Origin of the sequence: Listeria weihenstephanensis, assembly GCF_003534205.1 — a bacterium.
Classification (GTDB): domain Bacteria; phylum Bacillota; class Bacilli; order Lactobacillales; family Listeriaceae; genus Listeria_A; species Listeria_A weihenstephanensis.
Genome location: NZ_CP011102.1, coordinates 2,726,257 through 2,752,647, shown reverse-complemented (window position 1 = coordinate 2,752,647; position 26,391 = coordinate 2,726,257). Strand labels below are relative to the sequence as shown.

General features: G+C 42.4%; 26 protein-coding genes and 1 CRISPR repeat array. Of the genes, 17 read left to right on the top strand and 9 right to left on the bottom strand.

What is annotated here, in order from left to right; translation table 11 throughout:
- The first annotated feature begins 24 nt into the window (after positions 1–24).
- Positions 25–378, top strand: a complete 354-nt coding sequence (locus tag UE46_RS13310; RefSeq protein ID WP_036059329.1) for a YlbF/YmcA family competence regulator — start codon at positions 25–27, stop codon at positions 376–378.
- A 56-nt stretch (positions 379–434) separates the two neighbouring features.
- On the opposite strand, the gene UE46_RS13305 is transcribed toward UE46_RS13310, so the two are convergent.
- Positions 435–869, bottom strand: coding sequence for an NUDIX domain-containing protein (locus UE46_RS13305; protein ID WP_036059332.1), 435 nt, complete (start codon positions 867–869; stop codon positions 435–437).
- A 164-nt stretch (positions 870–1,033) separates the two neighbouring features.
- Here UE46_RS13305 and UE46_RS13300 point away from each other — a divergent pair, with 164 nt between their 5' ends.
- The 3 genes from UE46_RS13300 (at position 1,034) to yhaM (ending at position 6,106) form a co-directional block, all read left to right on the top strand.
- Entirely contained in the window at positions 1,034–2,272 is a 1,239-nt protein-coding gene (locus tag UE46_RS13300; protein ID WP_036059335.1) for a metallophosphoesterase family protein, read from the top strand.
- A complete protein-coding gene (locus tag UE46_RS13295; protein ID WP_036059337.1) occupies positions 2,269–5,076 on the top strand; it encodes an ATP-binding protein in 2,808 nt (935 codons plus the stop codon). The genes UE46_RS13300 and UE46_RS13295 overlap by 4 nt, the downstream gene beginning before the upstream one ends.
- A 91-nt stretch (positions 5,077–5,167) precedes the next feature.
- Positions 5,168–6,106: a 3'-5' exoribonuclease YhaM gene (gene yhaM / locus UE46_RS13290; RefSeq protein ID WP_036059339.1), complete on the top strand. Its 939-nt coding sequence runs from the start codon at positions 5,168–5,170 to the stop codon at positions 6,104–6,106.
- A 110-nt stretch (positions 6,107–6,216) separates the two neighbouring features.
- Here the strand turns inward: yhaM and UE46_RS13285 are convergent, their stop codons facing one another.
- A complete protein-coding gene (locus UE46_RS13285; RefSeq protein ID WP_036059341.1) occupies positions 6,217–6,606 on the bottom strand; it encodes a tautomerase family protein in 390 nt (129 codons plus the stop codon).
- A gap of 20 nt (positions 6,607–6,626) precedes the next feature.
- The gene (locus tag UE46_RS13280; RefSeq protein WP_036059343.1) at positions 6,627–7,379 is read right to left on the bottom strand and encodes a DeoR/GlpR family DNA-binding transcription regulator; all 753 of its coding nucleotides are present in this window, start codon (positions 7,377–7,379) and stop codon (positions 6,627–6,629) included.
- A 295-nt stretch (positions 7,380–7,674) separates the two neighbouring features.
- On the opposite strand from UE46_RS13280, the gene iolA reads away from it, so the two are divergent.
- From iolA to UE46_RS13225, 11 genes are all read left to right on the top strand, one after another.
- Positions 7,675–9,141: a methylmalonate-semialdehyde dehydrogenase gene (gene iolA / locus UE46_RS13275; RefSeq protein ID WP_036059347.1), complete on the top strand. Its 1,467-nt coding sequence runs from the start codon at positions 7,675–7,677 to the stop codon at positions 9,139–9,141.
- Between the two features lie 16 nt (positions 9,142–9,157).
- Positions 9,158–9,967: a 5-deoxy-glucuronate isomerase gene (gene iolB / locus UE46_RS13270; protein ID WP_036059350.1), complete on the top strand. Its 810-nt coding sequence runs from the start codon at positions 9,158–9,160 to the stop codon at positions 9,965–9,967.
- Positions 9,968–9,983: 16 nt separating this feature from the next.
- A complete protein-coding gene (gene iolC, locus UE46_RS13265) occupies positions 9,984–10,961 on the top strand; it encodes a 5-dehydro-2-deoxygluconokinase (protein WP_036059353.1) in 978 nt (325 codons plus the stop codon).
- Positions 10,962–10,981: 20 nt separating this feature from the next.
- Entirely contained in the window at positions 10,982–12,892 is a 1,911-nt protein-coding gene (gene iolD / locus UE46_RS13260) for a 3D-(3,5/4)-trihydroxycyclohexane-1,2-dione acylhydrolase (decyclizing) (RefSeq protein WP_036059356.1), read from the top strand.
- Positions 12,893–12,913: 21 nt separating this feature from the next.
- On the top strand, positions 12,914–13,813 hold the full coding sequence (gene iolE / locus UE46_RS13255; protein WP_036059358.1) for a myo-inosose-2 dehydratase: 900 nt from the start codon (positions 12,914–12,916) through the stop codon (positions 13,811–13,813).
- A complete protein-coding gene (locus UE46_RS13250; protein ID WP_051492811.1) occupies positions 13,810–15,246 on the top strand; it encodes a sugar porter family MFS transporter in 1,437 nt (478 codons plus the stop codon). Before iolE ends, UE46_RS13250 begins: the two co-directional genes overlap by 4 nt.
- A 39-nt stretch (positions 15,247–15,285) precedes the next feature.
- Positions 15,286–16,332 carry a bifunctional inositol 2-dehydrogenase/D-chiro-inositol 1-dehydrogenase gene (gene iolG / locus UE46_RS13245; RefSeq protein ID WP_036059361.1) on the top strand — a complete coding sequence of 349 codons (1,047 nt, stop codon included), beginning with the start codon at positions 15,286–15,288 and terminating at the stop codon, positions 16,330–16,332.
- Positions 16,316–17,182: a sugar phosphate isomerase/epimerase family protein gene (locus tag UE46_RS13240; protein ID WP_036059363.1), complete on the top strand. Its 867-nt coding sequence runs from the start codon at positions 16,316–16,318 to the stop codon at positions 17,180–17,182. Before iolG ends, UE46_RS13240 begins: the two co-directional genes overlap by 17 nt.
- A 22-nt stretch (positions 17,183–17,204) precedes the next feature.
- Positions 17,205–18,041 carry a 2-keto-myo-inositol isomerase gene (iolI, locus tag UE46_RS13235; RefSeq protein WP_036059365.1) on the top strand — a complete coding sequence of 279 codons (837 nt, stop codon included), beginning with the start codon at positions 17,205–17,207 and terminating at the stop codon, positions 18,039–18,041.
- Positions 18,042–18,104: 63 nt separating this feature from the next.
- Positions 18,105–18,956 (top strand): class II fructose-1,6-bisphosphate aldolase, encoded by an 852-nt coding sequence (gene fba, locus UE46_RS13230; RefSeq protein ID WP_036059367.1) that lies wholly within the window; start codon positions 18,105–18,107, stop codon positions 18,954–18,956.
- 76 nt (positions 18,957–19,032) lie between these two features.
- Positions 19,033–19,413 (top strand): VOC family protein, encoded by a 381-nt coding sequence (locus tag UE46_RS13225; protein WP_036059368.1) that lies wholly within the window; start codon positions 19,033–19,035, stop codon positions 19,411–19,413.
- Between the two features lie 293 nt (positions 19,414–19,706).
- A CRISPR array of direct repeats spans positions 19,707–20,708; the repeat unit is 29 nt; unit sequence GTTTTATCTAAGTAATGTGAAATGTAAAT.
- Between the two features lie 103 nt (positions 20,709–20,811).
- Here UE46_RS13225 and UE46_RS13220 read toward each other — a convergent pair.
- The 5 genes from UE46_RS13220 to UE46_RS13200 all read right to left on the bottom strand — a co-directional run bounded on the left by UE46_RS13220 (position 20,812) and on the right by UE46_RS13200 (position 23,624).
- Positions 20,812–21,708 (bottom strand): peptidylprolyl isomerase, encoded by an 897-nt coding sequence (locus UE46_RS13220; protein ID WP_036059369.1) that lies wholly within the window; start codon positions 21,706–21,708, stop codon positions 20,812–20,814.
- A gap of 134 nt (positions 21,709–21,842) precedes the next feature.
- Positions 21,843–22,031, bottom strand: coding sequence for a hypothetical protein (locus tag UE46_RS13215; RefSeq protein ID WP_036059370.1), 189 nt, complete (start codon positions 22,029–22,031; stop codon positions 21,843–21,845).
- A gap of 11 nt (positions 22,032–22,042) precedes the next feature.
- The gene (locus UE46_RS13210; RefSeq protein ID WP_185424118.1) at positions 22,043–22,585 is read right to left on the bottom strand and encodes a DUF3267 domain-containing protein; all 543 of its coding nucleotides are present in this window, start codon (positions 22,583–22,585) and stop codon (positions 22,043–22,045) included.
- A 232-nt stretch (positions 22,586–22,817) separates the two neighbouring features.
- A complete protein-coding gene (locus UE46_RS13205; RefSeq protein ID WP_118907692.1) occupies positions 22,818–23,189 on the bottom strand; it encodes a YtxH domain-containing protein in 372 nt (123 codons plus the stop codon).
- Between the two features lie 15 nt (positions 23,190–23,204).
- Positions 23,205–23,624 carry an HIT family protein gene (locus UE46_RS13200; RefSeq protein WP_036059373.1) on the bottom strand — a complete coding sequence of 140 codons (420 nt, stop codon included), beginning with the start codon at positions 23,622–23,624 and terminating at the stop codon, positions 23,205–23,207.
- A 161-nt stretch (positions 23,625–23,785) separates the two neighbouring features.
- On the opposite strand from UE46_RS13200, the gene UE46_RS13195 reads away from it, so the two are divergent.
- Together UE46_RS13195 and UE46_RS13190 are read left to right on the top strand one after the other, a co-directional pair.
- Positions 23,786–24,535: an ABC transporter ATP-binding protein gene (locus tag UE46_RS13195; RefSeq protein WP_036059374.1), complete on the top strand. Its 750-nt coding sequence runs from the start codon at positions 23,786–23,788 to the stop codon at positions 24,533–24,535.
- A complete protein-coding gene (locus UE46_RS13190; RefSeq protein WP_036059375.1) occupies positions 24,525–25,742 on the top strand; it encodes an ABC transporter permease in 1,218 nt (405 codons plus the stop codon). Before UE46_RS13195 ends, UE46_RS13190 begins: the two co-directional genes overlap by 11 nt.
- Before the next feature lie 61 nt (positions 25,743–25,803).
- Here the strand turns inward: UE46_RS13190 and UE46_RS13185 are convergent, their stop codons facing one another.
- Positions 25,804–26,307, bottom strand: a complete 504-nt coding sequence (locus tag UE46_RS13185; RefSeq protein WP_036059377.1) for an antibiotic biosynthesis monooxygenase family protein — start codon at positions 26,305–26,307, stop codon at positions 25,804–25,806.
- Between the last annotated feature and the right edge of the window lie 84 nt (positions 26,308–26,391).

Sequence of the window (26,391 nt, the reverse complement as noted above, 5' to 3'; positions counted from 1 at the left end):
TTCGTATATATGGAGGAACAATCTATGACTATCAATATTTATGACATTGCAAATGATTTAGAAAAAGGAATTCGTGAAACAGAACAATTTACGAATTTAAAACAAGCTTATGCTGATGTGAATGCAGACCCTGAGGCAAAAGTGAAATTCGACCGTTTCCGTGAAGTACAAGTTACAATCCAAGAGAAACAAATGTCTGGTCAAGAAATTGACGAAGAAACGATTGATTTGGCGCAAGAAGTGGCTGAAGAAGTGCAAAACAATAAAGCTATTGTTCAGTTGATGGAGCGGGAACAAGCGATGAGTCTTATTATCAACGACTTGAACCGTATCATTATGACACCGTTACAAGAATTATATGATGTGAAAGAAAATTAATTTCAAAAAAAGCGCGATATAAAGCAGTTTTCAAGCTGTTTTGTATCGCGCTTTTATTATGGATTTAGAATTTCTACGGCTTTTAATGCGGCTGGTGTAGCGTTCTTTTCATTGAGCATATTCATCGGTACCCATTGATATTGAATCGTTTTACTTGGCTCTGTTTGGAATATAAGTGGGACAGCTTTTTCAGCAGCGAAATCCACTTGAGTATAAAACAGCGCGGTAATATGTTGTAAAATACGTTTATCTAGGAATGGATAGCCAACGAGGAAATCGTAGACGCCGAGGTTTTCGGTTATCGTTGCTTTGCCACCAATTTGTGAGATATGTCGCGTGAGGCAGTCCATGAGTGTTTCATCATCATTTAATTTTCCACCTGGTAAGTCCCATTTTTGCTTGTAAGGCTCGCTTTCTCGCTGTATCATCAGTAATTTACCATTCTCTTCTGTGACGCCGTAAACGCCAAAGTTTCGTTGCCAGTTTGCCATTGTTATTACCTCCTGTGATGTGCTTACGTTTAGAATAGCATGTTTTAGCTATAATTGGGAGTCTTTTTGAAAAAAATTTATGATTATCAAAAGGGAATTTCATTGTGTCAGAAGTACTTTCAAGGTATAATAGAACGTATATTCGTAATTTAGGAGGGCTTGAGATGAAAGAAGTACGATTTTTACATATGGCGGATTTACATTTGGATAGCCCGTTCTTAGGGTTGAAACATTTGCCAGATACAATTTTTCAGCAACTCAAGGAAAGTACGTTTGTTTCGTTGACGAAAGCGGTGGATGTAGCGATTCAAGAAGTGGTTGATTTTGTTATTATTGCTGGTGATATATATGATGAGGAAGATCAAAGTATTAAGGCGCAGGCGCGGTTTTATCGAGAAATGGAGCGTTTAAATAGGGCGGAGATTCCAGTTTATTTGATTCATGGTAATCATGATTATGTTGTGAAGTATCAAGATCGATTGCAGTTGCCAGAAAATGTGACGGTTTTTAAGACAGAGTTAGAGATGTATCAATTTACTAGTAAGCGAGGAATTCAGGTTCATTTATATGGATTTAGTTATGGAGAAAGGCATATTCGTGAGGCGATATACAAGGATTATAAGCGATTGGGCGAGGCTGATTTTCATATTGGGCTTTTGCACGGTTCAGAGGCAACGGGGAATGTGAGCCAGGATGTGTATGCTCCTTTTAATGTTGGGGATATGAAGCAGATGGATTATTGGGCGCTTGGTCATATTCATTTAAGGCAGGTTTTGGCGGAGGACCCAACAATTTATTTCCCGGGAAATATTCAAGGGAGGCATCGTAAGGAAAAGGATGAAAAGGGTGTGACGCTGGTTTCTATGTCTGAGGGGAAAACGACATTAACGTTTGTTGATACGGCGCCGATCATTTGGGAGCAAAAGACGCTTAATATTGATGGTGAAGTGGATTTTTCTTCGCTGTTTCAGCTTTCTTTACAAGCTGTGAAGGAAGCTACACGTATGGATAAGGCTGTATTTTTAGAGTTGGTGGTGACATCGAATTTGCCACTTAGTATGGAAGTGAAGCAGCGAATTGATAGTGGAGAATGGCTCGATATGTTGCAGGAAATTTGGCTGGATGAGTTAAATTTTGTTTGGGTGACGCGGGTGGAATATCATGATGCCAAGAGGAACTCGGATTGGTTGGCGGGTTCTGGTTTGGAAACGGAGTGGCAAGCGGCTAAGGATGGCTTACTTGCGGAGAGCGCGTTTTATAAGGCAACAGAAAGTTTACTTGTGAACGGGGCGGCGAATCGATTTTTGAAGGATTTTGATAAAGCAGAGCGAGAATCATTAGTGGAAGAATCGGCGTTGTTGCTTGAAAATATGTTGGAACAGTTTAAGGGAGACCTCAAATGAAAATTAGTGCATTAGAGATTATAGGATATGGCAGATGGGAAAATAAGCGAATCGATAATTTACAGGATTTTCAGCTGATTTTCGGACAAAACGAGGCTGGGAAATCAACAATTATGGCTTTTATTCATAGTATTTTATTTGGTTTCCCGACAAAACAGCAAAGTCTACCGCGGATGGAACCGAAAAATAAGGGGGCCTATGGTGGCAAGCTGATGCTTGAGGATGAGACGAATGGAAAAGTTACGGTGGAGCGTTTGCGGGGAAAAGCAACGGGAGATGTGACGGTTTATTTTGAAGATGGGACGATTGGGCATGAAGCGGAGTTGGAGCAGTTGCTTGGTGGCATGGATCGTTCGCGATTTCAATCTATTTTTTCTTTTGATATTCATGGATTGCAGAATGTGCAGAATCTGAAAGAAGTGGATTTTGAGCGTTATTTATTAGCAACTGGGACGATCGGTTCGGATGTGTTGATTCGAGCGGAGGAACGATTGCAAAAGCGCTTGGATGAACTTTTTAAACCTAGTGGGAAAAATCCGAAGTTAAATCAGCAGTTGCAGACATTGAAGCAGGCTTTTGGATCTTATCAGGATGGGAAAAAGAATAACCAGCAGTATTTGCAAATGGTGGAGGAATTGGAAACGGCGCGACGGGATCTAGCGGATAATCATGTTCGCCGTCAGGAACTGCGAATGGAGGTTGAGTCGGAGGAGTCGTTGCTTAAGATTTGGCCTGTATATGAGGAGTGGCTTTTTCTGGAAAAGCAGATGGGACAGACGGGAGATTTGTCGTTCCCAGCGAACGGAATTGTGAAGTTGGAGCATTTAGTGGCACGTGAGAAGGAACTAAATTCGCAGTTGATTCAGTGGCAGGAGCGTCTTGTACAGCTTGTGGAGCAACAGAGAAATGGCGATTTATGGAGTGAAGCGGACGCGGAGAAAGTGGATGGATTGCTTGAAACGTGGCCATTATTTCAAGAATGGCAAAGACGCTTGGGTGAATTGCAGCGGGATATTCAGTTTTTGGAAGAGAAAGAGACGTCGCAGTTTACAGGGATGGATGCGGTGAAGTTGATTCCTGAGGATGATGATATTTTAGCGATGCGTTTGGATATTGCCACTGAGCAGCAGTTGGAGATTTTGCAGCAAGAGACGGAGAAGTTACAAGAGAATTTGGATGAGAAAAAACAGCAAATTGCTTGGGCTAAGCAGGAGCAGGAGCAACTTCAGAAGCAGTGTGAACATTTGGAAACGGATTTATGGTCTTCGTCTAAGTTTCAGCAAGTGCAGCAACAGATGGAGAAACGTGTGACGAAAGTACGGGCGAAACTTCCAGTTGTAGCGATTGTTTTCTCGGTGTTATTTTTGGGGAGCCTCGTTTTGGCGGGACTGTTGCAGTCATTTATTTTATACAGCATATCGGCTTTATTGTTAGTCGGAGTGGTGATTTCTTGGATTGGATTTTCGCGTAAAAGGGTTACGCCAGTTGCGAGTAATCAGTTGGATTCGGTGACTTTTATGGAGCAGCGGCAGGCCCGAATGACGTTGAAAAATTATTATGATCAAATGGATCAGTTGGCGTTTCAGATTGAAAAAGAGGAGCAGGAATGGCAGTTGATGACGCAAGGTATGGCGGAATTGGATTCTAAATGGCAATCATTTCGGGAATTACTTTTTGTGCCAAATCATTTTCCTTGGAAGCGTCTTGAGCATCTTTTATTTGTGTGGCGTGATGTGCAGCAAATTATTGTGAATAAGCGGAAGGCTGTGGAGGATGCTCGGGTTCTTGCAGACAAAGTGGCGGATTGGGAGGCGGACCTAGATGAGCTGGTAGGTGCGCTTGGAATGGAGCGCTTAGCCACGGATGAGCAGATTGCTGCTTTGAAAATGAAGCGCCGGGATCGGAAGAATTTTGTGGCTCAAATTGCGAAATCGCAGGAAAAAGAGGAGCAGTTACGGAATCAGATTGCGATTTTGGAACGAGAGAAAGCGGCGATTGCGTTTGATAAGGCGGAATTGTTGAAGGCGGCAAATGTAGAGAGTGAGGCATTCTTCCATCAAAAGGGTTTGCAAATCGAGCAACAGTGGAAATGGCAGGAACGCGCGGTGTTGCTTCGGGCGCAAATATCGGATACGCATTTGGCGGTTTTGGCTGATATTGAGCAGGAGAGCGATATTAGTGCGAAGGTATTGGCTTGTAAGGATACGTTGCGCCAGCTTGATGCGGAGCTTGATAAGTATAATAAAATCATTGCGGAGAAGGAATTGGCATGTGCGACGCTCGAGGATGGGCAAAGTTTCTCGGATCGAATGCAGCAATTTTATTCGGAGCAAGAGGTTTTTCAAGATTTGGCGAAAGAGTGGATTCGGGTGAAGCTGGCGAAGGACATGGTGGGCTCGATTATGCGTAAGTTGCAAGAGGAGAAACTTCCGAAAGTATTGACACGCGCGACGCATTTCTTTGAGGTACTTTCAAAGGGGAACTATCAGCAGGTGCGTTTCGCTCAGAATCGTTTGCAGGTGGAGCGCAAGGATGGTTTACGATTTTTCCCAGAGGAGTTAAGTCAAGCGACGAAAGAGCAGTTGTATTTAGCGATTCGCTTTGCTGTGATTCAAATGTTGCACGGGGAACAGAGATTGCCGATTATTATTGATGATAGTTTTGTGAATTTTGATGAGGATAGATTGGAAGAAATTATGTTGCTTTTACAGGAGATTAGGCGTGAAAATCAGGTGATATTTTTTACGTGTCATCGGCAGCTTAGCAAATATTTTTCCAAGGAAGAGCAACACATGCTATACTAAAAGGGTAAAGTTTGGAATGTAGACCTATTTTTAATTATATTTTGAGCTATTAGAGACGAATAATGGACTGGAGAAAGTAGGCGATGAAGAGATGGACAAGAAGTTATTGGATTATGAAGTTGGCGAGGGGCTAGATTTATATTTATTAATAAAGTCGAGCACAAAAGGAATTGCAAGTAATGGTAAGCCGTTTTTATCGTTGGTATTACAGGATAAATCAGGCGAGCTTGAAGCGAAACTGTGGGATATCTCGGACAGTGATGAGGAGAATTATGCAAGTCAAAATATCGTGAATATCGTCGGTGAAGTGCAGAATTATCGCGGTAGAAAGCAGTTGAAAATTCGCCAAATTAGGCAGTCGACAGGGCTTGATGGTGTGAGTATTGGCCAATTTATGGAGACGGCGCCAATTGATAAGGCTGAGATGAGTGAAGAGGTTACAAAATATATTTTTGAGATGCAAAATCCTAATTTACAACGGATTACGCGTGCTCTTTTGAAGAAGTATCAAGATGATTTCTTTGATTATCCGGCAGCGGTTCGCCATCATCATGAGTTTGTCTCGGGACTTAGTTTTCACGTGGTATCGATGTTGCGACTCGCGAAGGCGATTGCCGATCTTTATCCAACGGTAGATCGCGATTTGTTGTATGCAGGGGTTATTTTACATGATATGGGTAAGGTTATTGAGCTTTCTGGTCCAATTTCCACTACGTATACGTTGGAAGGTAATTTGATCGGGCATATTTCAATTGTGGTGGAAGAAGTGAGCAAGATGGCGGATGAGCTTGGAATTGAAGGCGAAGAAGTGGTTATTCTGAAACATGTTTTATTAAGTCATCATGGCAAAGGTGAATGGGGAAGCCCTAAACCACCGCTTGTGAGAGAGGCTGAGATTTTGCATCAGATTGATTTGATGGATGCAACGATGAACATGATGGATAAAGCTTTGCGCCATACTAAACCAGGTGAATTTTCAGAACGTGTATTTGGATTGGATAATCGTTCGTTTTATAATCCGAATTTTTGAATGGAAACGTTGAGATAATTGGTTTAACCTCGGAATACAAATATTTAAAATAAGACAAGTCATGCGTATAAAATTAGCTTTTCAGCTGTTTTTATACGCATGACTTATTTTTATAATTTTCCAGTGATAAACTGCGCTTCGCCTAAACCGAAACTCCAGTCTGCATCTTCATTCTCCGTAATCGAAATCATCAAATCGGTTGATGGAATCCCGCAAATAGAAGCGAGTCGTTCTGCCGTCAGTGTGTATAATCGTTGTTTTTGTTCTGCGGTACGCTTCTTGCTCACAATACTTAATAGTACAAATTTTTCTGTTCGCTCGTATCCAAGTCCTGTATCCTCCATGATCATTTCGTACGGTTCATGTTGGTGGACTACTTGATAGCGGTCACTCGCAGGTACGTCAAACGCTTCTACCATCGCATCATGCGCGGTATCTAGCAATTTTTTTACGTCCGCGGCATCGCGTCCTTTAATTAAATCAAATCGTAATAATGGCATTTTAAAATCTCCTCATTCTATTATTTGGTCGCGATTTGGATATTATGTTCTTCACAAAAAGCAGTGTATTCTTCTGAAAGTGGTTGCGCGGTAACGATTGTACTCACATCTTCTAATGGGCAATAGGTGAGCAATGTGGACTTATCGTATTTGGATTGATCAGCGAGTAAAAAGATGTCTTCGGTTTTGCTCACAATTCGCTTTTTAATCTCATATTCGAGCAGGTCCGAGTTTGTTAGACCGTGTGAAATCGAGACCCCAGTTGCTGCCATGAAAGCTTTATTCACGTTGTATTTATCAATTGTATTCGAGTCGTCCATGCCTACAAATGACTTGGTTTTGCGCTTGTAGTTGTTACCGATAATGATCAAATTAATATTTTCCAGGGTCGCGGCAGCGTTGATAATATCCAGGCTATTCGTCAGCAATGTGACTTTGATTCCTTTCGGCAAAAATTCGATGATGTTGCGTGTCGTTGTACCGGAATCGATGAAAATGATTTCGTCTTCTTCTATATACCCGGCAGCAATTTCTCCGATGATTTGTTTCTCTTCTTGGTTAGAATGATCGCGATTCTCAAAAGGAATCAAGCGGTCAGATGTTGTGGTGACGCCACCGTACACTTTTTGAATGGTGCCGTTTTCGAGGATCTTATTAATATCGCGACGAATTGTATTCTTGGAGACGTTGAAGTGCTCACATAATTCGTCTAGGGACGCCGTGCCTTTTTCTTGAATAAACTCTTCCACTAATTGGAGCCTTTTTTCCTTCATTTGTCATTCTCCTATCCGGTTGGTAACTTGGTTAAATTTTAACACATATTCAAAAGTTAATCAACATGTAACAATAATATGCGTTTTTTGATATATTTCCTTGGTTTAATAAGGATTAGTGGTTATCTTTTGATTGAAAAACGTAAATTCATGGTTGACATTTACTCATTGTAAGTATAGAATGTAATCAAGATGTAACCAAGAGATGACTTCTGAACGGTTATCTTTCGGTCGAATTAGCTCATCTTTTACGATTGGAATTATGAAAGCGTTTATATATGAAGGAGGAAATGGAATGGCAGAGGTTAGAAAGCTGAAAAACTTTATAAATGGGGAATGGGTAGCGAGCAAGACGAAAGTTTATGAGGATGTGTATAATCCGGCGACGAAGGAAGTTGTGGCGCAAGTGCCGATTTCGACGCGGGAGGATTTTGATTATGCGGCGCAAGTAGCGGCAACGGCTTTTGAAAAATGGCGGAATATTGCGGTTCCTCGCCGAGCTCGGATTTTATTTAATTATCAGCAGTTGTTACTCCAAAATAAAGAAGAATTGGCACGGCTGATTACGCTTGAAAATGGGAAAAATTTGACGGAGTCGCTTGGTGAAGTGCAACGCGGCATTGAGAATGTGGAGTTCGCAGCTGGTGCACCGACACTTATGATGGGAGATTCGCTGGCATCGATTGCAACGGATGTGGAGGCAACGAATTACCGTTATCCGATTGGTGTTGTTGGTGGGATTGCGCCGTTTAACTTCCCAATGATGGTGCCATGTTGGATGTTCCCAATGGCGATCGCGGTCGGCAATACGTTTATTTTGAAGCCTTCGGAACGTACGCCTTTATTAACCGAAAAAATTGTGGAGTTATTTACAGAAGCGGGACTTCCAGACGGCGTGTTCAATGTCGTTTACGGTGCGCATGATGTGGTGAATGGTATTTTGGAACATCCTGAAATTAAAGCGGTTTCGTTTGTTGGATCTAAGCCAGTTGGTGAGTACGTTTTCAAAAAAGGAAGCGAGAACTTGAAACGGGTGCAGGCTTTGACGGGTGCGAAAAATCATACAATCGTGCTTGCGGATGCGAACATGGATGATGCGCTTACGAACATTATCGCGGCGGCTTTTGGTTCTGCGGGTGAGCGGTGCATGGCATGTGCGGTCGTGACGGTGGAAGAATCGATTGCGGATGCGTTTATCGCTAAGTTAAAGGAACGTGCGAGCCAGATCAAGATTGGTAACGGCCTCGATGATGGTGTTTTCTTAGGCCCGGTGATTCGTGCGGAGAACAAACAACGGACGCTTGATTATATCGAAAAAGGAATCGCGGAAGGTGCGAATCTGGTATATGATGGCAGAAGTGATGCGCTTGATGATGGTTATTTTGTGGGACCAACGATTTTTGACGGTGTGACAACCGATATGACGATTTGGAAGGATGAGATTTTCGCGCCGGTTCTATCGATTATTCGGGTGAAAAACTTGAAAGAAGGAATCGCGATTGCGAATGAATCGGAGTTTGCGAATGGGGCTTGTCTATTCTCGACGAATGCTTCGGCGATTCGGTACTTCCGTGAGAACATCGATGCTGGAATGCTTGGCGTGAACCTTGGTGTGCCTGCTCCGATGGCGTTCTTCCCATTCTCTGGTTGGAAATCTTCTTTCTTCGGAACGCTGCATGCGAACGGTAAAGATAGTGTAGATTTTTATACTCGTAAAAAAGTGGTAACCGCGCGTTATCCAAAACCGAATTTTGACGAATAGGGAGGTGTGATCGAGGATGGTAAATTTACTTCGGAAACCAGAAACTGCGAATAAAGTCGTGCAAGATGTGGCGATTGGTGGAGATTCTCCGCTAAAATATGTCGGTTTTAAAATGATCGATTTAGCGCAGGGTGAGACGTATGAGGAGTCGCTTGGGAAATTGGAAGTTTGTGTTGTAGCGCTCACTGGGAGAATAACGGTGACGGATCATGACGCGACTTTTGTGAATATTGGGCGTCGATCAAGTGTTTTTGAACAGGTACCGACGGATAGTGTTTATATCTCCAATGATCGAGCGTTTCGAGTGACGGGGGAATCGGATGTGGCGCGTGTGGCACTGTGCTATGCGCCATCAGAAAAGCAATTGCCAACAACTTTGATTCCTGCGGAGGCGAATTCGACGGAACAGCGCGGGAAATATAATAATAAGCGGACGGTGCATAATATTTTGCCTGATTCGGTGACGACAGCGAATAGCTTGCTGGTCGTGGAAGTGTATACGGAAGGCGGCAACTGGTCGAGCTACCCACCGCATAAGCACGATCAGGATAATTTGCCGGTAGAGTCATTTTTGGAGGAGTCGTATTATCATGAGATGAATCCACCGCAAGGTTTTGTTTTTCAACGGGTTTATACAGATGATCGGTCGATTGATGAGACGATGACGGTGGAAAATCGCAATGTGGTGCTTGTTCCGGCGGGGTATCATCCAGTTGGTGTGCCCGATGGCTATACTTCTTATTATTTAAATGTGATGGCGGGACCTGTGCGGACGTGGAATTTCCACAATGATCCGGCGCATGAATGGATTTTAGATCGAAAATGAGGAGGAGAAACGTGAAATGAAATATCAATTTGATGATTCGAAAAAATATGATGTTATCGCAGTGGGGCGTGCTTGTATCGACTTGAACGCGGTAGAGTATAATCGTCCGATGGAAGAAACGATGACTTTTTCTAAATATGTGGGAGGATCGCCTGCGAATATCGCGATTGGGACGGCGAAATTAGGCTTGAAAGTTGGTTTTGTCGGCAAAATTCCAGATGATCAACATGGCCGTTTTATTGAACAATATATGCGCAATGTCGGTGTGGATACGTCAGAAATGATCGTGGATAAGGATGGACATAAGACGGGGCTTGCGTTTACGGAGATTAAGAGTCCAGATGAGTGTAGCATTTTAATGTATCGTGATCAGGTAGCGGATTTATATTTGCAAACGGATGAAATCAATGAAGATTATATAAAAAACACAAAAGCACTCGTGATTTCGGGTACGGCGTTGTCGCAAAGTCCTTCTCGTGAAGCGATTTTGAAAACGGTTCAATTGGCGCGTCAGCACGATGTGAAAATTGTTTTTGAATTGGATTATCGTCCTTATACGTGGAAAACAACGGAAGAAACGGCGGTTTATTATCAGCTGGTTGCTGAGCAGGCGAATATCGTTATTGGAACGCGTGATGAATTTGATATGTTAGAAAATCATGTTGGTGGTGAAAACGCGGCAACAGTGACGGCACTATTTGGGCATACGCCAGAGTTGATCGTGATTAAACACGGTGTGGAAGGTTCATACGCCTACACAAAATCAGGCGAAACGTTCCGCGGCAAGGCTTACATGACGAAGGTTTTGAAAACATTTGGTGCGGGAGATTCTTATGCTTCGGCGTTCCTGTACGCGCTTATTACTGGAGAATCGATTGAAACAGCGCTGAAATTTGGAAGTGCTTCGGCTTCGATCGTGGTTAGTAAACATAGTTCATCTGAGGCGATGCCAAGTGTTTCGGAGATTGAAGATTTGATTGCGGCACAAGTTTAAAAAAAGAGGTGGAAGATAAAATGGGAACGATTCGCCTAACAACGGCACAAGCTTTAATAAAATTTATCAATCAGCAGTATGTCGCGATTGATGGCAAAATTACGCCATACGTCGAAGGGTTATTTCAAGTTTTTGGACATGGGAATGTGGTCGGAATCGGTCAGGCATTGGAAGAAGATCCAGGTCATTTGAAAGTGATCCAAGGCAAAAATGAGCAAGGAATGACACATGCAGCGATCGCTTTTGCGAAACAAAACTTGCGGAAAAAGATCTTTGCGATTTCCACATCGGCAGGTCCTGGATCGGCGAATCTAGTGGCGGCAGCTGGGACGGCATTTGCGAATAATATTCCTGTATTGCTTTTGCCAGCGGATACATTTGCGACGCGACAACCAGATCCAGTTCTGCAACAATTGGAGCAGGATTATAGTGCGGTGGTGACGACGAATGACGCGCTGAAGCCAGTTTCTCGGTATTGGGATCGGGTGACGCGTCCCGAGCAGTTGATGAGCAGTTTGTTACGCGCTTTTGAAGTGATGACGAACCCGGCAACATCAGGTCCTGCAACGGTTTGTATTTGTCAGGATACGGAAGGCGAGGCGTACGATTTTGACGAAGCATTTTTTGAAAAGCGGATTCATTATATCGATCGCAAAGCACCGACGGAACGGGAACTTGTTGGGGCGCTGGAACGGATCAGGGAAAGTAAACGACCTGTGATCATTGTTGGCGGTGGCGCGCGTTATTCGGAAGCTCGCGAGGTATTGATCGCTATTTCGGAAAAACATAATATCCCGCTAGTGGAGACGCATGCTGGGAAATCAACGGTAGAATTTCAATTCAAAAATAACCTAGGTGGGACGGGAATCCTCGGTACAAGTGCTGCCAACTCGGTGATTCGAAACGCAGATTTGGTGATTGGAATCGGCACGCGATATACGGATTTCACGACGTCATCAAAAACGGCTTTTAATTGGGACAAAACACGCTTTTTGAACATCAATGTGAGCCGCCCGCAAGCGTATAAATTAGATGCTTTCCAAGTGGTGGCGGATGCAAGAGTGACACTCGAACTTCTTGCTGAACGACTCGGTAATTATGAAACAACGTATGGCACGGAAGTGGCGACTTTGAAAGCAACATGGCTTGTAGAGCGCGATCGCCTTGCTAATATAACGTTTAAGCGTGATAATTTTGACCCAGAAATTAAGAACCAATTTTCACAAGAAATTTTAAATGAATATTCGGATGCGCTAAATACGGAATTATCGCAAACGGCAGCGTTTCTTGCAATTAATGATACAGTTGCCGAAGATAGCATCGTAGTTGGGGCAGCTGGCTCTTTACCTGGTGACTTGCAACGACTCTGGAACCCACTTGTTCCAAACACGTACCATTTAGAATACGGATATTCGTGCATGGGGTATGAAATTTCCGGTTCACTGGGCGCTAAACTCGCTGCGCCAGAACAAGAAGTATATGCGATGGCGGGTGACGGCAGTTTCCTAATGCTTCATTCCGAGTTTATCACGGCACTGCAATATAACCACAAAATCAACATTCTGCTGTTCGATAACTCCGGTTTTGGCTGTATTAATAATCTGCAAATGGAGCACGGCAGCGATAGTTATTTCTGTGAATTTAGAACGGCGGATAACCAGATTATGAATATCGATTACGCTAAAGTAGCAGAAGGTTATGGCGCGAAAACTTACCGTGCTAACACAATTCCTGAGTTAAAAGCGGCACTTGAGGATGCTAAAAAGCAAACGGTTTCCACGCTGATCGAAATGAAAGTCCTACCGAAAACGATGTCAGATGGCTATGATGCTTGGTGGCACGTTGGCGTTTCAGAAGTTTCCACGAAAGATAGTATTCAAAAAGCGCATGAAGCTATAGAAAAGAAATTGGAGAAAGCTAAAAAATACTAATACCATAGGGGGTATTTGCTCATGATTACATGGGGAATCGCGCCGATCGGCTGGCGCAACGATGATATACCGGAAATTGGAGCAGGAAACACGTTGCAGCATCTACTGAGTGATATCGTAGTCGCTGGTTTTGAAGGCACGGAAGTTGGCGGTTTTTTTCCAGAAGCGGACGTTCTAAATAAAGAGCTCGCGCTTCGGAATTTGAGAATCGCCGGGCAATGGTTTAGCAGTTTTATCATTCGTGATGGTGTCGATTCGGCAAAAAAAGCGTTTACGGAGCACTGTGCTTACTTGAAAAAAGTGAACGGAAATGTCGCGGTTGTATCGGAACAAACGTATAGCATTCAAGGATTGACGAAGAACGTTTTCACGGAAAAACCACATTTCACCGAGCAAGAATGGACGCAATTATGCGAGGGACTCAATGAACTTGGTACGATTGCTGATGCGCATGATTTGAAACTGGTATACCATCATCATTTAGGAACTGGTGTCGAGACGCTTGCAGAAGTGGATCAACTGATGGCTGGTACGGATCCCGCGCGCGTTCATTTGCTTTACGATACAGGTCATATTTTCGTCGCGGAAGGCGATTACATGGCGCTGCTTGAAAAACATATCGATAGAATCGCGCACGTTCATTTTAAAGATGTAAGAAAAGACGTGATGGCTGCGTGTAAACAAGAAGGGCTCTCCTTTTTGCAGTCGTTTTTAAAAGGCATGTTCACCGTACCTGGCGATGGTTGCATTGATTTTGTCGAAGTATACAATCGCTTACAGAAATCTGGATATAGCGGCTGGATTGTCATTGAAGCAGAGCAAGATCCCGCTGTGGCCAATCCTTTGGAGTACGCCTTAATTGCTAGGAAATACATTGATGAGAACTTGCTACAAGCAAAAATAGGGGAGCGATCGATATGAAAAGTCCAGAACAAGCGGGTCCGGAAGTAGCTTTGGAACAGGCGCCAGCGAATAAACGAACGCCGAAAGCTTACTTGCGACTAATCACAATTATTTCAACATTTGGTGGTTTGTTATTCGGTTACGATACAGGTGTTATAAACGGAGCGCTTCCCTACATGTCAAAAGCAGGTCAACTGAATTTATCGCCTGCCGGAGAAGGTATTGTGGCGAGTTCCCTCCTATTTGGAGCTGCATTTGGTGCCATATTTGGCGGTAGATTATCCGATCGTAGTGGTCGTAGACGAAATATCATGACGCTGGCGATTATCTTCTTCATCGCGACACTTGGCTGTACATTTGCGCCGAATATGGGTGTCATGGTCATTTTCCGTGTGTTACTAGGGCTTGCAGTCGGTGGAGCTTCGGTAACTGTACCAACATACTTAGCAGAAATGTCCCCCGCGCATAGACGGGGTCGGATGGTAACGCAAAATGAATTGATGATTGTAACCGGTCAATTGCTTGCCTTCACGTTCAATGCTATCATTGGAACAACGCTTGGTGAAGATGGCAACGTATGGCGTTACATGCTTGTGATCGCAACGATTCCAGCCGTTATTCTGTGGTTCGGAATGCTGATCTTACCAGAAAGTCCACGTTGGCTAGCTTCCAAAGGTAAAATTGGCGATGCCTTGCGCGTGTTACAACAAATTCGAGAAGAAAATGAGGCGAATAATGAGTTAACAGAAATCAAAGATAACATCGCCGCTGAAAAAGAAATTCAAAAAGCGACATTCAAAGATTTGAGTGTCCCTTGGGTGAGGCGAATTGTCTTTATCGGAGTCGGAATCGCGATTGTCCAGCAAATTACCGGCGTCAACTCGATCATGTACTACGGCACTGAAATTTTGCGAGATGCAGGGTTTGGGACCGAGGCAGCGCTGATTGGGAACATTGCGAATGGCGTCATATCTGTGGCCGCAACCTTCCTAGGCATTTACTTGCTTGGAAAAGTAGGACGGCGACCAATGCTGATTACCGGGCTGATAGGCACGACTTGCGCCTTACTTTTAATTGGAATTTTGTCGATGTTACTACAAGGAACTGAAGCGCTACCATATGTAGTTCTAAGCTTGACGGTCACATTCCTTGCGTTCCAACAAGGCGCGATTTCACCAGTAACGTGGCTGATGCTTTCTGAAATTTTCCCGCAACGATTACGCGGAATAGGCATGGGAACCACCGTATTTTGTTTATGGATTACGAATTTCCTCGTTGGTTTTTCATTCCCTATTTTACTGGCAAACGTTGGCCTATCCGTCACATTCTTCATGTTTGCAGTACTCGGCGTTTTTGCGATTCTTTTCGTTAAAAAATACTTACCAGAAACAAAAGGTCATTCTTTAGAGCAGATCGAATATTATTTCCGGAACTATATTAAATTTAAGTAAATGAAAGCGCTATAAATCTATGAATTGGAGGAATAAATGATGAATTTACGATTTGGAGTTATTGGAACAGGTGCCATTGGACGCGAACATATTAAACGGATTAGCCACACGCTAGCAGGTGCTGAGGTCGTTGCTGTAACCGATGTCAACCAAGCTGCCGCACAACAAGCCATTGAAAATTTTAACTTAAATGCCAAAGTATATCCAGATGATAAAGCGCTAATCGCGGCCGAAGATGTCGATGCGATACTCGTTTCTAGTTGGGGACCAGCGCACGAAGAGAGCGTACTTGCGGGCATCGAAGCAGGGAAATACATTTTCTGTGAAAAACCGCTAGCAACAACAGCAGAAGGGGCACGCCGTATTGTCGACGCGGAAATGAAACACGGAAAACGCTTGGTGCAAGTGGGTTTTATGCGCCGATACGATCATGGTTACGTCAAATTGAAAGAAGCGATTGATGCGAACGAAATCGGTGAGCCGCTAATGATTCGCTGTGCCCATCGAAATCCTACTGTACCAGAAACGTATTCAACCGATATGGCCGTGACGGACACGCTGATTCATGAAATCGATGTTTTGCATTGGCTTGTAAATGATGACTATGCCAGCGTTCAAGTCGTTTATCCGAAGAAAACCAAACATGCGCTACCGCACTTACGCGATCCACAAATTATGATTATTGAAACAAAAGGCGGCATCTCGATTACTGTAGAAGTTTTCGTGAATTGCCAATACGGTTACGACATTCAGTGCGAAGTGATCGGCGAAGAAGGCATCGTGAAATTACCTGAGTTCTCCAACATCATCACTCGCAAAAGTGGCAAGCTGAGCCAAGATATTTTGATGGATTGGAAAGACAGGTTCCTAGAAGCTTACGATATCGAAATTCAAGACTTCATTGATTCCATTCACAAAGACGGCGCACCACAAGGGCCAACATCATGGGACGGCTATATTGCATCTGTCACAGCCGCTGCATGCGTGAAAGCCCAAGAATCAGGCACAACCGAATCTATCGAACTCGATGAACGACCAGCATTCTACGAAGAAAAAGGAGCGAAAAAGAATGAAGTTAGCGCTTGATCCAAGTATGTTCCGCGATAATATGACGATCGAACAAATGATTTACAAAACCGCAGAACTTGGCTATAAATACATCGAACTCAGTCCACGCGAGGATTTCTGTCCGTTTTATAAATATCCAAAAGTCGACAAAGCAAAAATAAAACTCGTGAAAAAATGCTTGCGAGATACTGGCCTTGAAATCTCGTCCCTGTTACCGCTCTACAATTGGGCGGGACCAGACGAGGAACGTCGTGTCGCTGCGGTTCGCAATTGGAAACGCGCCATCGAAATCGCCGTCGAACTAGACGTTGATTTGATGAATAGCGAGTTCAGTGGCACGAAATACAATCCGGTCGTATGCGAAGAGAAGTTCGTAAAATCAATGGATGAGCTCATGCCTGTTTTCGAAAAAGAAGGGGTGCGTCTGAACCTGCAGGCCCATCCACTCGACTTTATCGAAACCAATGCTGGAGCTATCGATATGATTCGCGCCTTGGATAAAGATTGGATTAAACTCGTCTACTCAACGGCGCACACGTTCTTTTACGATGACGGCGTTGGTGATGTTGGCAAAATGCTAGACGAAGCCGGCGATCTGCTCGATCAAGTCCTGTTTGCCGATACATTTAACCACAAAGCTGCGTATGGCCTGCGCTACATTGTGAATCCACCCGATGCCGAAGTGACGATTCACCAACATCTCAACATCGGACAAGGCGAGGTCGATTTTGATACGATTTTCCGTAAAATGCGCGAGATGAAATTCGATGGAATCGCGACAAATGCGGTTTTTGCTTGGGTTGATAAAGCCGATGAATCCAGTGATTTCATGCTAAAAACGATGAAAAAAGGTCTAGGCCTTAGCTAAATAAGAAAAGAGGAGACACACGATGAAGTTATGTTTCAATGAAGCAACGACACTTGAAAACTCTAATTTAGAAAAAGATTTAGCGATTTGTGAAGCGAATGGCTACGATTATATCGAAATTAGGAGTATGGACAAACTGCCAGAGTACTTAGAGACACATAGCATTGACGAGCTCGCTGAGTATTTCAAGACACATCACATTAAACCGTTAGCTCTAAACGCGCTTGTATTTTTCAACAATCGTGACGAAGCTGGTCATGCCGCAATCATTCAAGAATTTAAAGAAATGATGGCAATCTGTGATAAAATTGGCGCGAAATATGTTGTGGCAGTTCCACTCGTAACGACCGATAAAATTTTGAAAAAAGACATCAAAGCAAGTAGCGTAGCGGTACTCGAGGAACTATCCGACATTGCAAAAACACATGGCGTCAAGATTGCCGTTGAATTTGTTGGACATCCAGAGTGCACCGTCAACACATTTGAAGATGCGTATGATATCGTTCAAAGTGTCAATCGCGAAAATGTAGGTCTCGTATTTGATTCCTTCCATTTCCACGCGATGGGCTCTAATATCGATAGCCTAAAAAACGCAGATGGCTCCAAAATCTTCATTTTTCACATCGATGACACCGAAGATTTCCAAATCGGCCTGTTAACCGATGATGACCGCGTTTGGCCAGGCCACGGTGCGATAGACCTTGACGCGCACATCCAAACCTTAAAAGAAATCGGGTATTCCGACGTTGTTTCCGTAGAACTTTTCAGGCCAGAGTATTACAAATTAACACCAGAAGAAACGATCCGAAAAGCAAAAGAAACCACCGTCAAAGTAGTGTCCAAATATTTCAGCATATAGCATAGAAATCCACGAGTGGCAACAAAAGCTCGTGGATTCTGTTTCAATACGAGGAGGTATAATATGTTAGTAACTCTAAACGAAGTACTTAAAAAAGCGCACAGCGAAAAATACGCAGTTGGCCAGTTCAACATCAATGGCTTATCATGGATTCACGCCATCCTAATCGCCGCCGAAAAAGAAAAAGCCCCCGTTATCATCGGCGCGTCAGATCGAATGATAGACTTTCTAGGCGGATTCCAAACGATCACATCGATGGTTAAAAATCTAATCACAGAATACAGTATTACAATCCCCGTCGTGCTCCACTTAGATCATGGAACCACCGTCGCGCGCTGCAAACAAGCTATCGATGCCGGCTTCACATCCGTCATGTTCGACGGCTCCAAATATCCGATTGCAGAAAATATTCGCCTAACCAAAGATGTCACCGATTACGCCCACGCGCACGGCGTCGATGTCGAAGCAGAAGTAGGCACGGTTGGCGGCAACGAAGACGGCTTAATCGGCAACATCAATTACGCCGACCTAGAAGAATGCGTCATGCTCACCAAAGAAACCGGCATCGACGCACTAGCAGCAGCACTCGGTTCCGTCCACGGCAACTATCAAGGCGAACCCGTCCTAGGATTCCGAGAAATGGCCGCCATCCAAGACGCCATCCAGATCCCGCTCGTTCTCCATGGCGCATCCGGCATCCCGCCCCACCAAATCAAACGCGCCATCACGCTTGGCCACGCCAAAATCAACGTCAACACCGAGTGCAATAAATCCTGGCTCACAGCAATCCGCCAAGCACTCACCGAAAATCCCGACACACACGAACCCCAAGTCATCTTAGAACCAGGCCGCAAAGCAATCACAGCAACCGTCCAAGCAAAAATCCAGGAATTCGGCTCCACAGGCAAAGCATAGTTAATTTTTGAAACCCCCTCCGAATCTTGCTATACTAAACAAGCAATCAAAAAGCAATAGAAAAGAGGAATTAGAAATGATTCATAAAATCGGTCAAGTCATGCTTTACGTCAACGATCAAGAAGCATCAGCAAAATTTTGGACAGAAAAAGTAGGTTTTGTCATCACCTCCGAAAGCGCACCAACAGACGGACAGCGCTGGATTGAAATCGCACCAACTAAAGATTCCGCAACAAAATTCGTGCTCCAAGACAAAGTAGCCGTTGCCAAAATGCAACCAGAAATGAATCTAGGAACACCATCGATCCTCTTGTATGGAGAGAACCTTGATGCCATGTACGAAGATTTCAAATCAAAAGGCATCACAGTTGGCGATCTAATCGACGTCCCAAATATGGGCCGTGTCTTCAACTTTGCTGATAATGAAAACAACTATTTTGCGATCCTTCAAAAATAACATCCAAATAAGCCTAGCTGCTCATTTTTCATTAACGAGCAACTGGGCTTATTTTATCGGAGCCCCCTATAAAATACAAAGAAGTTATTCCATCACATAAGAAATCTGTCGACCACCAGTAACGCAAAAAAGTGGGGAGATCGACAGATTTTGATAAACGATTGCGCTGGAAGGGATTTGGTGTTTTTGATGGGATGGAGGAAGTGGAGTAGGTAGGGAAAAAACAATTTTTTCTGGAGGTCGACAGATTTGGGGTGTTGAGGTATGATGGGAGTAGGGACGAAATGGAACGGGTTTTATCTAAGTAATGTGAAATGTAAATATTGGTATATACTACCTGTGTATTCACGTCAAATGTTTTATCTAAGTAATGTGAAATGTAAATTTCGAAAAAACGACGGACATTCGTGTCATAAGCCCAGTTTTATCTAAGTAATGTGAAATGTAAATCGCGAAATTAAAGATGAAATTGAAAAAGTAGGGTTTGTTTTATCTAAGTAATGTGAAATGTAAATGTGCTTATTTTTGCGTTGACCTTGATTTCGTGCATTGTTTTATCTAAGTAATGTGAAATGTAAATACAATCGCATTTGCAGCTAAATCAGCTTGCCCAATGTTTTATCTAAGTAATGTGAAATGTAAATTTGGTAGCACATGCTGATATCCCATCGGATTATGGTTTTATCTAAGTAATGTGAAATGTAAATCTGACACTAATATTTCACGTTTTGTGATTTCGATGTGTTTTATCTAAGTAATGTGAAATGTAAATACTTTATTACGGCAGGCACCCTTCAAGCTATCGACAGTTTTATCTAAGTAATGTGAAATGTAAATTCGTTTACACCCATCGCATCAATTGAGAAATCCCCGTTTTATCTAAGTAATGTGAAATGTAAATGTTCCTTGTACCGCACAAGAAACAGCAGCAGAGAAATCTTTTATCTAAGTAATGTGAAATGTAAATCCGAATACGAGATATTTAGATCAGCTGAAGGCGGCGGTTTTATCTAAGTAATGTGAAATGTAAATACGCATCATCATATCATCACCAAACACAATCGAATGGTTTTATCTAAGTAATGTGAAATGTACATTCTTTTGTTCCCCATACGGGATTGATGCTGCACCACCGGTTTTATCTAAGTACTGTGAAATGTAAATAAGCTAACATCTACACTAACGATCGTTCCCCCTAGTTGTTTTATCTAAGTAATGTGAAATGTGAATTACTTCCATGCTTTTTTTAGTGCAAATATAGTTTGGTTTTTATCTAAGCAATATGAAATATAAAATCCACTGCCGACGTAAATGCCCCCCATGCCATGATCATTAACCTCCACACAAAAAAGCCCCGTAAAATCGTCGAATGATTTCACGGGGCTTTCACATTTATAATTATTTAGAAGTTGATGTTTCAGTTGAACTTGACGCAGATCCATCATATTGCGTGAATGCATCTTTCAAGTCTTTATCATCGATTTTAACGTCTGCTTTTTTGTACAGTTTTTGTAGTGCAGCAGTTTTTGCTTCAGCAGTTACTTTCGATGCCAAGTAGTCTTTCTTCACTTGTGCTTTATCTTTCTCGAAAGTAGTTTTTGTTGGGTGGTCTAGCATCTTGATGATGTGGTAACCAGCGTCTGTTTTAGTAACTGGGCTGATGTCACCTTTGTTTTTCAAAGCGTAAGCAGCTTTTTCGAATTGTGGTAACATTTTACCAGGACCGAATGGAGCTAATTTACCGCCTTCAGTAGCAGAAGCTGTATCAGTTGAGTTAGCTTTTGCTAATTCTTCAAAGTTACCGCCAGTTGTTACTTTTTTGTGAAGTTCGTCTGCTTTTGCTTTATCAGCAACTAAGATGTGTTCTACAGTGATCTCTGGTTGCCACGTTTTGTAATAAGCTTCTAGCGCTTTATCACTTGTGTCAACAGAAGCTTCTGCAGCTTTTGTGCTTAGTAGATCGAATTTCAGGTAATCAGATTTAAATGTTTTTTCAGTGTAACCACTTTGTTGTAACATGCTTGCAAGTTGGTCACCATATTGATCTTGGAAAGTTTTGTATGCAGCATCAATTTCTTTGTCTGATACTTTATATTTATCTTCTAAGATCTTAGTCATTGCTAATTGTGATACGTATTGATCGCCAACTTTAGCTTTCATAGCATCATATAGTTCTTGTTGTGTTACGTCGCCTGCTTTGGTTTCAACAACGGCGTCATTTGCGGAATTTCCACAAGCTGCTAAGCTGAATAGACCCATCATTGATACCATACCTAATACTAATTTCTTCTTCATTAAATAATACACGCTCCTCAAAGTTTTAAATACGTTCTGCTTAACTACACATTTATCATACCACATAATAGGTGATAATAAAGTAAAATGTCAAAAATCTAATCTATTTCTAATTTTGTGTTTCGCTTCTCTCATTAGGACAATACAATTCCTTCAAGCGCCGCTGAAAAGAGAAGTAACAGGACAGCAATATTTACAATTCGATAAAATAATTGACATTGCTTTGGGTTGAACTCTTGTTTTGTAGCATATCGCTCGACTAGCAAATTATAAGCAAATAAAGCGATCACGCCAAATACGGTATATAGGACGTAAAGTAACACTATAACCCTCCTTACTCTTCTGAAACAAGTACCGAAAAGCCACGATCAGCATCTTCTACAAAAGTATGTTTTGGTGTTCCGATAATGTTTCTAATATGAAGAAAATCTGGGTAGCACATACCTGCATGAACCGCGACCAAAATAATAAACAGTGGCGAATGAAACACAGGTGTTAGGATCATCGCTAAGATTAACCCTACCGAGATTAAAAGGAAAGGTAGACTAAGCGATATGATATAGCGCCATTTTGGGATAACCCGGCGAACTCTTACTTGTAAGCACGGCAAAACATAAAAGTGTTGTTTGAAGCGCATTTGCACGTCCTCACGATAACGCAAGAAGGCGAGTAAATGTAACCCTTTATGAATCGGATACAAAAAAAGTAAGGCTAGGAACGTCGGCATTGCAAAAATGGGGACGAACTGACCTGGGAAAACCAGATTTTCAATTAAAAAAAGCACACACATGACAGCAAGTGAAACCAAACTGGATTTAAAAAAGACGCGGTTGTATTCATCTTTTCGTTCCACATTTATTGTCTTTAAACAACGCATGGCTAACATAGCCTCCATTACAATAGAAATAGGTGACCTTACCATAAAAATGTGTGTTATTGCAACATACAAACTTACTGATCACTTTAGTATTGTAGTCCCTGTGGCTACTTTTTTCAACCCTTTTTTAGGAATATTTCTAGCCTTGTGAATAATGTGTGACCAATGTGGCATTTTATACGTTTTAAAAAGGCGCAAATGCACTACGAGAGAACAGTTTGCGCCTTTTTGTTTAATTGGTTTCTTTTTTGTCTTTTTTAAGTGTTTTTTCTAAATCTGAGATCGTTTTTTGCATATCTTTAATCTCTTCTTTTAGACGTGCTTTCTCGGGTTCCATTTCTTCGTTCCAATTGGCAACCGATTCTTTAATATCTGTAGATAGATCTTTTAGTAAAGTTGTGCCTTCTGTACCTAAAACTTGAACAGATTGTAGCAAGTCTGTGGCGTTATAGGCAAGTTCTTTCAAGATGACACCAGCTTCACCAGATTTAGACATGATATCTTGGCGTAAGTCGCGCCCTGATTTAGGTGCGAGGGCAATCGCGGTCACAGCACTCGTGATACCACCGATAAGTACACCGATTAATACGGATTTTGTGTTCATAAGTCAATCACTCCTTTAAACTTCTTTAGCAATTTTGTCGGCTAGTTCTTGAAAGGCAACTTCTGTATACCAGTTAGCGTTATCTGCCCATTTCAAGCCGAAATCATCTTTGTGCGAGTAACGCGGAATCAGATGGATATGGTAATGAAAAACGCTTTGTGAGGCGATTTCTTCATTATTATTCAAAATGTTGAGTCCTTTTAAGGGTAAGGCTTTTTTGAGACCCGCAGCAATCTTTGGAACACGCCTGAAAATTTCTGCAGCTGTTTCTTCCGGTAAATCAAAAATGTTGCGTGCATGTTGCTTTGGAATGACAAGTGTGTGGCCTTCTGTTACCTGCCCTAAATCAAGAAAAGCGTATACTTGGTCATCTTCGTAAACTTTAGCAGAAGGAATCTCGCCGTTTACTATTTTGCAGAAAATACAATCATCCATATATAGACACCTCCGAAAAATTTCACTCTCGTTCTATCTAATGTACCATAAAAGCACATAAAACGCATGTATGAAACAAGAACAAAATAGTTAATTTATAGCGAAAACGGTATCAACTGTGCTATTATAAGGTCAATAAGATGGATAATAGGAGTGATAACATGGCTTTAGTAGAGGTTCATAACTTAACTGGTGGCTATACGAAACGTCCAGTTTTAAAAGATATTTCCTTTGAGATTGAAGAACGTCAAATCGTCGGGCTAATCGGTCTAAATGGCGCTGGTAAAAGTACAACGATTAAGCATATTACTGGTCTGATGCAACAGAAAAAAGGCACGATCACGATCAATGGACACACGTTGACGGAAAATACGGAAGAGTATCGCAAGCAATTCGCCTATATTCCAGAAACGCCAGTATTATATGAAGAGTTAACGCTAAAAGAGCATTTGGAGCTAACGGCGATGGCTTATGGTTTGACGGAAGAGGAAATGAAGACGCGAATGGCGCCACTGCTTAAAGAGTTTCGGTTGGAGAAAAAGCTGAACTGGTTTCCCGCGCATTTTTCAAAAGGGATGAAGCAGAAGGTCATGATTATGTCGGCGTTTTTGATTGAGCCGAATTTGTATATTATCGATGAGCCGTTTGTGGGACTTGATCCGCTTGGTATTCAGTCGTTGTTGCAGTGGATTGAGGAGATGAAGGATACGGGCGCAAGTATTTTGATGTCGACACATATTTTGGCGACGGCGGAGAAGTATTGCGATAGTTTTATTATTTTGCATGATGGGATTATTCGCGCGCAGGGAACACTCGCTGATTTGCAGGCGGATTTTGAAATGCCAGGAGCCTCGTTGGATGAGATTTACGTACAATTAACGAAGGAAGAAGAGCAGGCCGATGAAGTTTGATGCGGTAGATTTATTTAAGAAGCGTTTTGGTAGTTATATGGAAGAAGTCAGCAGATATATGCGCTATATGCTGAATGACCACTTGCTATTTGTGCTGATTATCGGTGTCGGGGCGTTCGTTTACTCGTATTCTGGCTGGGTGAAGACGCTGACGCCAGTTTTTCCAGCTATTCCTTTGATGGTGATTTTGTTGACGGCGGCGATTGCGGTGACGACGATTAATACGTTGCTCAAACGGCCGGATGCGGTTTATTTGATCGTACAGGAAAAAGCGATGGATCAATATTTCAAAAAGGCGAACATGGCTAGTTTCTGGATGCAGATTTATATTTTTATTTTAGTTTTAGCGGCGTGTATGCCGATGTACGCTACGGTGACTGGATTTAGTTTTTCGCGATTTTTCCCGTTGTTGGTTGTGATGCTTTTGATCAAACTGTGGAATGTGTATTTCCAGTGGGAGACGATGAAGCTTGAAAATACGGATACGACGTGGTTGTTTACGAGAATTATCGTGAGTGCGGCGCTGATTTATTTGGTGCTGGCGTTCAACTTGATTTGGTCGATTCCAGTCGCATTAGTTGTGCTACTTGCAAGTTATATATGGATGAAACGCAAAACGGTAGGCCTAACGATCAAGTGGGAGTATTTGATTGATAAAGAAGAAGCACGGATGAATCGGTTTTATCGTCTGGCGAATTTATTTACGGACGTGCCCCATTTAAAAGGAACGGTGCGCCGTCGGATGTATTTAGATTTCTTATACCGTCCGATTCCGTATGCGAAAGAGAAGTCATTTGCGTATTTGTGGAGCCGTACGTTTGTGCGAACGAATGAATTTATGGGACTTTACGTACGCCTCACGGTGATTGCGTTCCTGTTACTCGTTTTCGTGCAAGGATTCTATCTCAATATTATCTTTTCGTTGCTGTTCATTTATTTGACAGGATTCCAGTTTATCCCGATGTTGCGCCATTTTGACGGGCAAGTAATGTTAAAGCTTTATCCGATTGATGACCATTTCAGACGACGCTCGTTCATTCATTTCTTGCGGATTTTACTCGTTGCGCAGGCATTGTTGTTTGGGATCGTTGGCATCGCACAAAATGGATCGATTGATGGCGTAATCATACTTGCGATAAATTTGGCATTTGTAGCTGTGTTTACGTTTGTGTATGTGCCTTATCGTGTGAAGAAAATTTATGCATAACAAAAATACGTTGTTGAGATCTTGCTTCAACAACGTATTTTTCAACTATTTAATTGAAACCCTACTTCTCGTCATGAATGTATTCAGGGAAGTGGAACACGTCAACATGTGAAAAGCCGCTTTGTGAACTGTTGTTACGAATAAGATCCATGATTTTGTTGTGTTCTGAGCCGGTTTTCCAATGTTGGTAATCGTCACCGCTATCCCAGAAGGTCAAAATTAAAAATTTGTTTTCCGTTTTAGATTTTAGCATTTGCGTGCATTGTAAACCGCGTGCTTCGTGCAATTTTAAAGAAACGGATTGGTATAATTTCTGGAAAATGGGAACTTCTTCGGAACGTAAATATAAGTATTCGAATGTCACGGTACCGTGGCCTTTAATTTCGCCGAAGTTCTGGTTGATGCGGTACGATGCGGCTTCTTTGAATACGGTTGGTTCGGCTGTTTCCTCAAGCAATACAGAGTCACCAAAGTTTTGTAGTAAAATGATGTTTCGTGTTGGATTGTCAGAAAGAATTTGACGGAGGTAGTGCTCGGTTCCACTTGTGATATAAGCATATTTCATGTTAATGGCCTTCTTTCTTAATAAGATAGTTTACTTCTATAGTTAGATAGTACATCTATATTCCACTTTCTGCAAAAATAAAAC

Coding starts and splice junctions, on each gene's coding strand:
- UE46_RS13310 (WP_036059329.1), top strand. CDS start 25: ATGACTATCAATATTTATGACATTGCAAATGATTTAGAAAAAGGAATT.
- UE46_RS13305 (WP_036059332.1), bottom strand. CDS start 869: ATGGCAAACTGGCAACGAAACTTTGGCGTTTACGGCGTCACAGAAGAG.
- UE46_RS13300 (WP_036059335.1), top strand. CDS start 1,034: ATGAAAGAAGTACGATTTTTACATATGGCGGATTTACATTTGGATAGC.
- UE46_RS13295 (WP_036059337.1), top strand. CDS start 2,269: ATGAAAATTAGTGCATTAGAGATTATAGGATATGGCAGATGGGAAAAT.
- yhaM (WP_036059339.1), top strand. CDS start 5,168: ATGGACAAGAAGTTATTGGATTATGAAGTTGGCGAGGGGCTAGATTTA.
- UE46_RS13285 (WP_036059341.1), bottom strand. CDS start 6,606: ATGCCATTATTACGATTTGATTTAATTAAAGGACGCGATGCCGCGGAC.
- UE46_RS13280 (WP_036059343.1), bottom strand. CDS start 7,379: ATGAAGGAAAAAAGGCTCCAATTAGTGGAAGAGTTTATTCAAGAAAAA.
- iolA (WP_036059347.1), top strand. CDS start 7,675: ATGGCAGAGGTTAGAAAGCTGAAAAACTTTATAAATGGGGAATGGGTA.
- iolB (WP_036059350.1), top strand. CDS start 9,158: ATGGTAAATTTACTTCGGAAACCAGAAACTGCGAATAAAGTCGTGCAA.
- iolC (WP_036059353.1), top strand. CDS start 9,984: ATGAAATATCAATTTGATGATTCGAAAAAATATGATGTTATCGCAGTG.
- iolD (WP_036059356.1), top strand. CDS start 10,982: ATGGGAACGATTCGCCTAACAACGGCACAAGCTTTAATAAAATTTATC.
- iolE (WP_036059358.1), top strand. CDS start 12,914: ATGATTACATGGGGAATCGCGCCGATCGGCTGGCGCAACGATGATATA.
- UE46_RS13250 (WP_051492811.1), top strand. CDS start 13,810: ATGAAAAGTCCAGAACAAGCGGGTCCGGAAGTAGCTTTGGAACAGGCG.
- iolG (WP_036059361.1), top strand. CDS start 15,286: ATGAATTTACGATTTGGAGTTATTGGAACAGGTGCCATTGGACGCGAA.
- UE46_RS13240 (WP_036059363.1), top strand. CDS start 16,316: ATGAAGTTAGCGCTTGATCCAAGTATGTTCCGCGATAATATGACGATC.
- iolI (WP_036059365.1), top strand. CDS start 17,205: ATGAAGTTATGTTTCAATGAAGCAACGACACTTGAAAACTCTAATTTA.
- fba (WP_036059367.1), top strand. CDS start 18,105: ATGTTAGTAACTCTAAACGAAGTACTTAAAAAAGCGCACAGCGAAAAA.
- UE46_RS13225 (WP_036059368.1), top strand. CDS start 19,033: ATGATTCATAAAATCGGTCAAGTCATGCTTTACGTCAACGATCAAGAA.
- UE46_RS13220 (WP_036059369.1), bottom strand. CDS start 21,708: ATGAAGAAGAAATTAGTATTAGGTATGGTATCAATGATGGGTCTATTC.
- UE46_RS13210 (WP_185424118.1), bottom strand. CDS start 22,585: ATGCGTTGTTTAAAGACAATAAATGTGGAACGAAAAGATGAATACAAC.
- UE46_RS13205 (WP_118907692.1), bottom strand. CDS start 23,189: ATGAACACAAAATCCGTATTAATCGGTGTACTTATCGGTGGTATCACG.
- UE46_RS13200 (WP_036059373.1), bottom strand. CDS start 23,624: ATGGATGATTGTATTTTCTGCAAAATAGTAAACGGCGAGATTCCTTCT.
- UE46_RS13195 (WP_036059374.1), top strand. CDS start 23,786: ATGGCTTTAGTAGAGGTTCATAACTTAACTGGTGGCTATACGAAACGT.
- UE46_RS13190 (WP_036059375.1), top strand. CDS start 24,525: ATGAAGTTTGATGCGGTAGATTTATTTAAGAAGCGTTTTGGTAGTTAT.
- UE46_RS13185 (WP_036059377.1), bottom strand. CDS start 26,307: ATGAAATATGCTTATATCACAAGTGGAACCGAGCACTACCTCCGTCAA.